10 protein-coding genes are annotated in these 8837 nt (G+C 49.2%); 4 read left to right on the forward strand and 6 right to left on the reverse strand.

The window, feature by feature from the left end; all coding sequences use genetic code 11:
- The first annotated feature begins 32 nt into the window (after window positions 1–32).
- The 3 genes from T472_RS00100 (at window position 33) to T472_RS00110 (ending at window position 2797) form a co-directional block, all read left to right on the forward strand.
- Complete coding sequence (locus T472_RS00100; protein WP_023384754.1) at window positions 33–1304, forward strand: cytochrome c biogenesis ResB family protein; 1272 nt, start codon at window positions 33–35, stop codon at window positions 1302–1304.
- Window positions 1304–2134, forward strand: coding sequence for a c-type cytochrome biogenesis protein CcsB (ccsB, locus tag T472_RS00105; RefSeq protein WP_023384757.1), 831 nt, complete (start codon window positions 1304–1306; stop codon window positions 2132–2134). Before T472_RS00100 ends, ccsB begins: the two co-directional genes overlap by 1 nt.
- Window positions 2135–2218: 84 nt before the next feature.
- Window positions 2219–2797 (forward strand): DJ-1 family glyoxalase III, encoded by a 579-nt coding sequence (locus T472_RS00110; protein WP_023384759.1) that lies wholly within the window; start codon window positions 2219–2221, stop codon window positions 2795–2797.
- Between the two features lie 91 nt (window positions 2798–2888).
- Here T472_RS00110 and T472_RS00115 read toward each other — a convergent pair whose 3' ends face one another.
- Complete coding sequence (locus tag T472_RS00115; protein WP_023387914.1) at window positions 2889–3392, reverse strand: GNAT family N-acetyltransferase; 504 nt, start codon at window positions 3390–3392, stop codon at window positions 2889–2891.
- Between the two features lie 152 nt (window positions 3393–3544).
- On the opposite strand from T472_RS00115, the gene recJ reads away from it, so the two are divergent.
- Window positions 3545–5302 carry a single-stranded-DNA-specific exonuclease RecJ gene (gene recJ / locus T472_RS00120; RefSeq protein WP_023863194.1) on the forward strand — a complete coding sequence of 586 codons (1758 nt, stop codon included), beginning with the start codon at window positions 3545–3547 and terminating at the stop codon, window positions 5300–5302.
- 113 nt (window positions 5303–5415) lie between these two features.
- Here the strand turns inward: recJ and T472_RS00125 are convergent, their stop codons facing one another.
- The 5 genes from T472_RS00125 to T472_RS00145 form a co-directional block, all read right to left on the reverse strand.
- On the reverse strand, window positions 5416–5898 hold the full coding sequence (locus T472_RS00125) for an ECF transporter S component (protein WP_023386946.1): 483 nt from the start codon (window positions 5896–5898) through the stop codon (window positions 5416–5418).
- 175 nt (window positions 5899–6073) lie between these two features.
- Window positions 6074–7057, reverse strand: coding sequence for an LCP family protein (locus tag T472_RS00130; protein WP_023386949.1), 984 nt, complete (start codon window positions 7055–7057; stop codon window positions 6074–6076).
- A 112-nt stretch (window positions 7058–7169) separates the two neighbouring features.
- Window positions 7170–7898 (reverse strand): NAD-dependent protein deacylase, encoded by a 729-nt coding sequence (locus T472_RS00135; RefSeq protein WP_023386951.1) that lies wholly within the window; start codon window positions 7896–7898, stop codon window positions 7170–7172.
- A 90-nt stretch (window positions 7899–7988) separates the two neighbouring features.
- Window positions 7989–8303, reverse strand: coding sequence for a hypothetical protein (locus T472_RS00140; RefSeq protein ID WP_023386953.1), 315 nt, complete (start codon window positions 8301–8303; stop codon window positions 7989–7991).
- A gap of 251 nt (window positions 8304–8554) precedes the next feature.
- Window positions 8555–8837, reverse strand: a 283-nt coding sequence (locus T472_RS00145) for a hypothetical protein (RefSeq protein ID WP_207643924.1), incomplete at its 5' end; no start/stop codon positions are given.

Below are 8837 nucleotides of genomic sequence, written 5' to 3' on the forward strand. Positions count from 1 at the left end.
GAGGGCCCCGATTTTTTGTCTGGAGGCGTCGTATGTCGGATATTCTTAAGAAGCCGTTGAAACTTTTAAGCTCAATGAAGTTCGGAGTAGCTATCCTTATCGTCTTGTCCATATCCTCAATAGCAGGTACCGTGATCCCGCAGGGAAGGGAAGCGTCATACTACCTTTCAGCCTACGGCGAAGGCTTTAAAGCTTTCACGGACCTCCTTCAGCTTGACCGCGTATACTCATCCTGGTGGTTCGTATCCCTTGTGGTCCTGCTTCTCATTAACCTCCTGTTCTGCAGCATAACAAGGCTTCCTTCAGTAATCAGGGAGGTCAGGAAGGTACAGGAGCCAGATAGGAAAAGAGGAACCGAAGTAAGGACTCAGCTGGATTCTGAGGTCACGGACAGGCTCATAAGGGAGCTTGGCTTCAGGAAGATAAACAGAAGGGCTGATGAGGGCGGCACTTGGGCCTGGTCTGAAAGGAACAGGACAGGACCACTTGGGTCATGGCTCCTTCATCTTGGGATACTTGTCGTCATAGTCGCATATTATGTTGGAAGGACAACAGGGTTCGAGACCTTCGTCTACGGGATCCCGGGAACCAGCCACAGGATCCTTGATACAGGCTATACCTTAAGCATCCTTGACTTCGATATCGAACTGAGGCAGGACTATACCGTCAACCAGTACATCTCAGATGTCAGGGTGGACGGTCCCCAAGGGTCCTCATCTAAGACCGGGAGGATAATAGTCAACGGACCGATGAGGGTCGGAGGGATGAGCATATACCAGAGCGGTACGGGCTGGGCATTGGAGGCAACCCTTGAAAAATCAGGTGCAGTGGTTTCCCGGAAGACGATATACCAGTCCGAGGTTTACGAGGAGGGCGACATCGCACTCTACTACATGTCCTTCTATCCGGATTTCACAGTCATAAACGGAAATCCTGCAACCCTTTCACCGCTGCCTAAAAATCCGAAGTTCGTGTACGCGGTGTACTACAAGGGTCAGATGGTCATGATGGATGCCGCTTCCCCAGGCGAGGAGATAAGGTTCCTTGAGTACACCTTCAGGGCAGAATCCCCCACCATGTTCACATATCTGCAGATAGTTAGGGACCCTGCGCTCCTGTGGGTATCGACAGGTGGGGCACTGATGGTCATCGGGGCCATGCTTGCATTCTTCTTTCAGCCCAAGGAGATCGTCACGTATACTTCAAAGGGCGTAACGAAAGTATGGGGCTGGTCCAGGAGGAATCAGGCAATATTCACCGAGGACATAAGGCAGGCTGTAAAATCAGTATCAGGGGGTGCATGATGGACGGGAAGAGTTTCCTCACAGCTGAAAGCATACTATTCTACGCAGCGTTTGCAGCCTACTTCCTGGCCATGGCAGCATACCTTGCGTTCCTTGTAGGCAAGAACGAGACCATGGGGAAATGGGGGAGCCTCGCCGCCAGGGCAGGACTCATATTCCATACGCTGGCCCTTGTCTCGAGGGGCATCGGAGCGGGAAGGGTGCCGCTTACAAACCAGTACGAATTCGCCACCTCCTTCGTATGGGGGATAATCCTAGTATTCATACTTTTCGAGAAGAAATACGGCCTGAGGGCCATGGGAGCCTTCGTGACTCCGGTGGCAATAGTCATAATCGGATATGCCGCCATGCAGAACAAGGATGTGAGGCCGCTCATGCCTGCACTGCAGAGCAACTGGCTTACCTTCCATGTTGCAACGGCTGTAGTAGGTTACGGATCCTTCGGTGTTTCCTTCGGCGTGTCTGCCATGTACCTTGCAAGGGACAGGTTCAGGGAGGATGATTTCCTGAAGAAACACCTTCCTCCGGCGGAGAGGCTGGACATGATAAGCTACAGGGCTGTAACCACGGGGTATTTCTTCCTTACCCTGGTCATAATCACAGGGGCCATATGGGCTGAAAGGGCATGGGGAAGGTATTGGGCATGGGACCCCAAGGAGACCTGGTCCCTCATAACCTGGCTTATCTATTCTGCCTACCTCCACATGAGGATATCAAGGGGCTGGAGGGGAAGGAAGGCCGCCTGGTTCTGCCTCATCGGATTCATCTGCGTCCTGTTCACCTACGTGGGTGTAAACACTCTCATAGAGAGCATACACAGCTACAGGTGACAGCAGCGGCAAACCAAGGTTTTTGCCTATGGTATAATCGTGTTGGGGAGAAGTCCTCAAACGGAACAGATTGGAGGGTTATTTATGAAAAAGGTACTGGTTCTGCTTGCGAAGGGCTTTGAGGAGATCGAGGCCGTGACAGTCATCGATATTCTGAGAAGAGCTCATGTCAAGGTCCATATTTGCTCGATAGACAAGGAATTCGTAGAGGGCTCACATGGGATAACAATCAAGAGCGATGTAAGGCTCGAGTATATCGATATCAACAAGGACATCTATGACCTGATATATCTGCCTGGAGGAATGCCCGGAGCTGCAAACCTGAGGGATGATGCGAGGGTAATCGGGCTTCTGAAGAAGTATGACAAAGACAACGTGCTGCTGTCTGCAATCTGCGCTGCCCCCATCGTCCTCAGCGAGGCAGGCCTCCTCAAGGACAAGGAGGCAACAAGCTTCCCGGGTTTCAAGGACATCATCGACTGCAACAGGTATCTTGAAGAGGTAACCGTATCCTCCGGCAACGTGATAACCTCACGCGGGCCTGCAACTGCAATGGAATTGGGTTATAAACTCCTTGAGAAGCTGGGGCTTGGAGCTGAAGCCCATGACCTCAGGGAAGACATGCTTTACAACTTCCTGCTTGAGAAGAAGGGGAAGGCATAGAAAGAATGCCAGAGCCACTTATCAGGTCAGGATGATTAAAAAAGGAACAGATTGAAATGAGGGACAGGTAAGNNCTTACCTGTCCCTCATTTCAAAGGACCTTTTCGAATGCGATCCTTTCACCTTCATCACCGAAGATGATGGTGCCGCATCTTATGAATCCGTTCTTTTCAAGCATCCTCTGCATCGGAAGGTTTCCACTGTGTGTGTCTATCCTGATAGATGGGAGTCCCTTTTCCCTGCAGAGTAAAGCAGTCTCCTCCATGAACCTGGAAGCTGTGCCCTTGCCCCTTGAATCGCTTCTGGTTGCCAGCCTGTGTATCGTCATGTATCTTCCGTCTGTTATCCAGGAGCCGCCATAGATCACCTCATAGAACTTTTCAGAGGTTTCAAGGATGGCGCCTGTGCACATTATCCTTCCATCATCCTCAAGTACATGGGAATATCCGCACTCAATGTCCTTCATGATGTCCTCTTCAGAAGGATAGGTCGACTGCCACTGGTCAAGGCCCTGGCTCTTGAGGAATCCCTTGGCATCGCCTATTATCGCGAGTATCTCAGGCAGATCCCTTATTTCTGATTTCCTTAGCTTCAAAAAAATCACCTCCCCTGATTATATGCACCTCATCCAGCATCTGTAAAGGCCGGTTACTGTTCTGGTCAATTGACCCCAAGGTCTTCATCTGTGTATATTTTGTCCCCATGTCTGCTATAATGGTTGTTGAGACTTGAATTGGAGATGTTTAAATGGCTAGATGGTTTATAAGGGGTGCTTCTGGCAGCCTGTCTGAGATAGCTCAAAATGCCAAGGTTTCACCGCTTATCGCAAGGCTCCTCCTTAACAGGGGAGTGGATAACAAAGAGAAGGCTGAAATGTTTCTCTATGGCGGAATGGGACAGTTAAGGGACCCCTTCATCATGAAGGACATGAAAAAGGGTGCCGGAATAATAAGGGATGCGATAATTGAAAAGAAGAGGATCGTCATATACGGCGACTATGACGCTGATGGAGTGACCTCCACAGCCATTCTCAAGAAGGCTCTTGAAAGGCTCGGTGCAAATGTATCCTGCTGGATCCCCCACAGGGAGGAGGAAGGTTACGGCATGAATCCTGAAAGGGTGAGGATACTGAGGGATGAGGGTGCCGAGGTAATACTCACCTGTGACAACGGCATCTCAGCCTTTGATGAGATAGGGCTTGCCAGAAGTCTCGGAATGCAGGTCGTGGTTACCGACCATCATGATATTCCTTCTGGAGAACAGGATGGGATGCTGCTTCCCCCTGCTGATGCAATCATAAATCCGCACCGGAGGGATGAGGATTATCCATTCTCCGGGTTTTCAGGGGCAGGGATAGCGTACAAGTTCTCAGGTGCACTCTTCACTCTGATGGGTGCTTCATTCGATATAGGGGATGAGCTTCTGGAGCTCGCTGCAATAGGTACCATATGCGATGTGGTGGACCTGTCTGATGAGAACAGGATAATAGCCAGGGAAGGCCTGAACATACTGAACAGGACCAGGAACAAGGGTCTTCAGGCTCTTATCAAGGCAAGCGACCTTGAAGGCAAGACAATAGGGGCGTACCATATCGGCTTCATAATAGGGCCCTGCATCAATGCGACAGGAAGGCTTGAATCAGCAAGGCTCGCCCTTGAGCTGCTTACGACGGAAAGCATGTCAAGGGCCTTCGAGCTTGCTGTGAACCTTGTGGAGCTGAATACAAGAAGGCAGGAGCTGACAACCGAAGCACTGGAGTCTGTCTTGAGGAAGATTGGGGAAGAAGGGCATGAAGGAAGCAGGGTCATTGTTGTCTACGACAGGTCCGTGCATGAGAGCATCGCAGGGATCGTTGCAGGCAGGGTCAAGGAGATGTTCAGCAGGCCTGTGATAGTGCTGACAGGGGGCAAGGAAAATCCAAAGGGCTCCGGCAGGAGCATTGAAGAATTCAACATGATAGAGGCGATAAGGGAATGCGACGATATCCTCCTCAAGTATGGAGGCCATCCGATGGCCTGCGGACTGTCAATCGAGGAAAGGAACATCGAAGATTTCAGGCAAAGGCTCAACAGAACATGCAGCCTGAAGCCCGAGGACCTGGTTCCTAAGATTTCAATCGATGTTCCGCTCAGGTTTGATACAGTGACGATGAAGGACATAGCCGACATATCAGCTCTTGAGCCATATGGAAAGGGCAATCCTTCGCCTGTATTCGGGGACAAGGGTGTTGAGGTTGTGAGTTCAAGGTTCATAGGCCGAGAGAAGAACCATGTCAAGCTTAGCCTGAGGAGAGGGAATTCCATCACTGATGGCATCTGGTTCAACGGCACTGAAAGGTACCTTTCCATGGTAAATGACGGGAAGGGTACCTCCTATACGGCCGATGATACGATAAGGGACGTTTTCCTGGACCTTGTCTACTATCCTGACATCAATGAATACAACGGCAACAGGAACATACAGCTTAACGTGAAGGATGCAAGGGTTTCAGGAAGAAACGGATGATCATGCGTTAAAAGCTGAACCGATTAAGGCCGTAAGGGCCCTGCAGACATATTGGAAGCAAAAGAAAACGCCTGTGAGGGCGTTTTCCTTTGATCGCAGAAAAATTTTGATTGCTAGATGCTGATGCTGTTCTTCCTTATGACGCCTGCACCGATGATGCCTATGACAACTCCTGATACCGCCTGTATGGCATTCATGGGAGCTGCGGCTATGGCACCTTCTGTTCCCCAGAATATGCTGTCGGCAAGGAAATAGCCAATGATCATGATGATTTCAGCAAGTATGAAAGGTATTGCGTATTTTGAAGGAGCCGCCTTCGAACCTCTTACCATGAGTGCCGGTACCACTGCCATCAAGGCCTTTATCACGAAGGTGAACGGCGCATACATGGCATAGCCTGACACAAGGTCGGCAAGTGCCGATCCTACCGCTGCAGGCGCAGCCGCGAACGGGCCGAGGAGTATTGAGCTTATCAGTATCATCCCGTCGCCAAGATGGATATATCCGTATGCAATTGGAACCTTCAGGAAATACGTTCCGAGGAATACAAGTGCACCGAGCACTCCCCCGTATGTGAGCCGTCTGTAGTTATTCATTTTATCCCTCCATTTGTGCGATAGGATTAGTATAGTACCGAAACTGTGATTTTGGAAGTAAAAATTTGACTTTCAAAGTAATTATGCGCAGAAGCTGCATGTTATGCAGCAAAGGAAAAGAATCCTTATTGGAGCCTATGGAAAAATCAAAGGCAGCCGCAATGGGCTGCCTTTGCTATTCTGATTTCTTGTCCAGATAGATCCATTCTCCGATGTTCTTCAGGGTCTGTTCCCTTTCGAACACGAAGAAGTATGTCCCGCTGATCATCTTCCCGGCAGCATAGTTATCCTGCGGGAACCTGTTCTGCTCGATCGTTGAGATTCCGGTAGTCACTACCTTGGTGGCAAGTGAGAGCATGTCGGTTGAGTTCATGTTTGTCTTGACAAGAGGCAGCAGGTTCTTCATGAGAGTAGGGTATGAGGTCACAGGCCTCTTCATCATCTTGCTGATTATCGCCTGCATTACAGTCCTCTGCCTTCTGCTTCTCTCGAAGTCGCTGTCTATCTTCCTTATCCTTGAGTAGGCTAGAGCCTGCTCTCCGTTAAGGGTGAATGTTCCAGCCCCGGTCATTCCAGGGATCTCTCCGGCTTCTGCGTTAGTTATCTTCACTGAGACTCCGCCGATCATGTCTATGATCTTTGGAAGGGAAGTGAAGTTTACCGACATGAAATCCTTGATGTCCAGGTTGAAGTTGGCGTTCAGGGTCTTAAGTGCAAGCTGAGCGCCGCCGTATGCGTATGCATGGGTTATCTTGTCCATCTTCCTTCCCGGTATGCTTACATATGTGTCCCTGACTATTGATGTGAGCTTGACCTTCTTTGAGTTCTCATCCACTGTCACTATCATGATGACGTCGCTTCTACCGGCAATCCCTGACTCTGCGTCTATGCCGAACAGGGCTATGTTTGTGACTCCCTTGACTCCCTCATAGTAGTAGATATCCTTGCTTGTATCTACCTTCTTGCCGTCCTCATCCTCTATTTCAATGCCGACTCCGATTCCAAGGTCGTCCTCTTTCTCGGATATGACCTCCTTCTCGGTCGAGTTCAGAAGATTGCTCACATAAGCATATCCGAATCCAACTCCGAAGAGGAGAAGTGCAAGTACAGACAGAAGTACTATTTTAACCGTGCCTGATTTCTTTTTCTTTCTTTTCATACGAGTCCCCCTAATGCGAATACCCCTTAATTATATACCATACCCTTGAAATTGCACCATTTCGTGAGTAATTTCACGAAAGCTTAAGGTCTTCTAAAGGTGCATGAAAGAATCATTCGTGGATAAGGTGGTCAAGCTTTTCCAGGGTTGCGCTTATTGATTCGTTGAACTCAAGGGCGTTCACGTGCATGGAGTATCTGGTCTGGTCCCTGTTTACTATTATGGCCTTTTTAGTCGATATGCCGTATACCTCAGGGATCGATGCGACAGGATATACATAAAGGGATGTACCGAGAATGATGAGGAGGTCAGCCTTTTCGGCCATGCCGAAGGCCTCCTCGATCTTGTCGACAGCCTCGTCATAAAGGACCACATCAGGCTTGAACACGCCTCCGCATGAATGCTCGTATCCGTCGTCGAGAACCTCCTCAAGGAGCCTTCTCTCCCCGCACCGGGTGCAGGTTGTCGTGGCAAGGGTCCCGTGTATCTCGAGTACTCTTTTGCTTCCTGCCTTCTGATGGAGACCGTCAATGTTCTGCGTTATAACCGACAAGTCCATCGTGTCTTCCCAGGATGCAAGGATCCTGTGACCCTTGTTTGGCTCTATGCCTGTTACATTTAGCTTTTCGCCAACGTAATCGTAAAAGGTCCTGGTATCCCTTCTGAAGAAACCTGCCGATAGTATGGTTTCAGGGGAATGTCCCCTGTAGTGGTTGCTGTATAGTCCGTCCTTTGACCTGAAATCCTTGAGCCCGGATTCGGTGGACATTCCCGCACCTGTAAGGACGAGTATCTTTCCTGCTTTCTTGATAAGTCTTGCAGCTTCATTCAAGTTTGACATGGTATCATCTCCAGTTTCGGATGGATTGGGTATCTGAAAGTTTTCGATTCATTCTACCACAACCTGTCCGATGGTGGAACCTTCACCGTTTCAGATCGAATCCGGATACTTTGACTCCATGAGGAGGACCATCTTTCCAAGGACCCTGTCCTTTTCCTTTTCAATGTCCTCGTACTCTTCCTTCCATAGCTCCGAATAGTTCCTGAGGCCGCCGGCACCCTTATTTATATAGTAGGACAGTATGTCCTTTTCGCGGGACTGAAGTCCGTCGAAGGCTGCCTTGAGGGCATTCCGGTCCTTTGGTACCTGAGAGTCATCAGAAGCTAGTGACCCATCAGGGTCAGAAGAGCATGGATATCCATGCGCAACTGACAACAGGTTATTCCTCTCTTCGCTTTTATCCATATCATTCCCTCCCTGTATTTCAATGAAAATATGCTTATTCCCGGAAGAATGGCAAAAGGCCGCTTTTAGCCATTATGGACCGGCTAACAGGACATATTCATGTAAGATGAAAAAATGGGAAATCTGAGATAAATGAGCGGAATAATAAAGACTCCGCAATTGCAGAGCCTGTTTAAGGTGAAATATTCCTTTTTCCACAAAGGTGAAAAACCAGTGAAGGTCCTCTGGGCCAAGGCCTCATAAGCCAAAGGCTATTCGTAGGTATCAGAGTAGATGACATAGGCAACCCTAATCATTACCATGAAAATTGCAGAGCCTATAAGCGCATTAACCATGCTGATGTCAAGGTACATGAATACCATGAAGGACAGGGCGGTAAGGACCATGGTAAGCCTGTTGATCCTTGTCACGTTGTGGTCCTTCCTGAAATATGTGATGAGCTGGTAGGCTCCGTAAACCAGAAGGAAGAGGAATGCAAGAAAATAGGACAGTATAAACAGGTGTTCCATAAGCCCTCCTTGTATATTGTAGTTG

Origin of the sequence: Youngiibacter fragilis 232.1 (assembly GCF_000495435.3) — a bacterium.
GTDB classification, from domain to species: Bacteria; Bacillota; Clostridia; order Clostridiales; family Clostridiaceae; genus Youngiibacter; species Youngiibacter fragilis.

What these genes read in the sequence shown, in the direction of transcription:
- ccsB (WP_023384757.1), top strand. Translation starts at nt 1,304, where the DNA reads ATGGACGGGAAGAGTTTCCTCACAGCTGAAAGCATACTATTCTACGCA.
- T472_RS00100 (WP_023384754.1), top strand. Translation starts at nt 33, where the DNA reads ATGTCGGATATTCTTAAGAAGCCGTTGAAACTTTTAAGCTCAATGAAG.
- T472_RS00135 (WP_023386951.1), bottom strand. Translation starts at nt 7,898, where the DNA reads ATGTCAAACTTGAATGAAGCTGCAAGACTTATCAAGAAAGCAGGAAAG.
- T472_RS00140 (WP_023386953.1), bottom strand. Translation starts at nt 8,303, where the DNA reads ATGGATAAAAGCGAAGAGAGGAATAACCTGTTGTCAGTTGCGCATGGA.
- T472_RS00110 (WP_023384759.1), top strand. Translation starts at nt 2,219, where the DNA reads ATGAAAAAGGTACTGGTTCTGCTTGCGAAGGGCTTTGAGGAGATCGAG.
- T472_RS00125 (WP_023386946.1), bottom strand. Translation starts at nt 5,898, where the DNA reads ATGAATAACTACAGACGGCTCACATACGGGGGAGTGCTCGGTGCACTT.
- T472_RS00130 (WP_023386949.1), bottom strand. Translation starts at nt 7,057, where the DNA reads ATGAAAAGAAAGAAAAAGAAATCAGGCACGGTTAAAATAGTACTTCTG.
- recJ (WP_023863194.1), top strand. Translation starts at nt 3,545, where the DNA reads ATGGCTAGATGGTTTATAAGGGGTGCTTCTGGCAGCCTGTCTGAGATA.